This is a genomic window from Falsihalocynthiibacter sp. BN13B15, from assembly GCF_041205415.1.
In the GTDB taxonomy this organism is placed as follows: Bacteria; Pseudomonadota; Alphaproteobacteria; order Rhodobacterales; family Rhodobacteraceae; genus Falsihalocynthiibacter; species Falsihalocynthiibacter arcticus.
Window position 1 is genome coordinate 1 of the sequence record NZ_JBGFCE010000073.1, and the last position, 671, is coordinate 671.

A 671-nucleotide genomic window follows, 5' to 3' on the forward strand; every position below is an offset into this window, starting at 1 on the left:
GATGAGAGAAGTGATCCAGAATGAAAAAACGAAAGAACCATTCGCCAGAGTTCAAAGCCAAGGTCGCGCTTGAAGCAATCCGCGAGGAGATGACGCTTGCGGAGTTGCCCAAGAAGTATGGTGTTCACCCGACCTAGATCGGCACGTGGAAGCGTGCAGCGATAGAAAACATGACGACGGCTTTTACGCGCCGAGGTGCTGCCCCGGAACAGGTGAGCGCGGCTGAAGTCGACAAATTGCATTCGAAGATCGGTCAGCTTGTGCCTCTCGGGGTGTAAACACCCCTGCCGGCCAATGGATGGAGCGGGATTTTTTGGCCGATGCCTCGGACCAGTTGCTCGGGACGCGAGGCAAAAAATGGTGAGCCAGGATCATAAACTAAGCATGCGTCGGCAATGCGCATTGCTGACGTTAACGCGATCTAATTTGTACTATGAACCGAAGGGCGAGAGCGTCGAGAACCTGCGGTTTATGGCGATCATCGACGAGCAGTTCTTGGAGACCCCGTGGTATGGATCGCGCCAGATGGCACGTTATATGAAGCGCAACAACCACGCATGCGGGCGGCATCGTGTCCGCCGTTTGATGCGCCTCATGCGATTGGTGCCGATTTATCAGGAGCCCAACACCAGTAAAAAGCATCCGCAACACAAGATTTGGCCATATCTTCT

The 671-nt window shown here is 54.1% G+C and carries 2 protein-coding genes; both read left to right on the forward strand.

Annotated features, from left to right (window positions below):
* Positions 1-20: 20 nt before the first annotated feature.
* Positions 21-137, forward strand: coding sequence for a transposase (locus tag AB9F26_RS22195; protein ID WP_369757609.1), 117 nt, complete (start codon positions 21-23; stop codon positions 135-137).
* A 289-nt stretch (positions 138-426) separates the two neighbouring features.
* Positions 427-671 (forward strand): IS3 family transposase (locus AB9F26_RS22200; protein ID WP_369769121.1); only part of this gene is annotated, 245 nt, incomplete at its 3' end.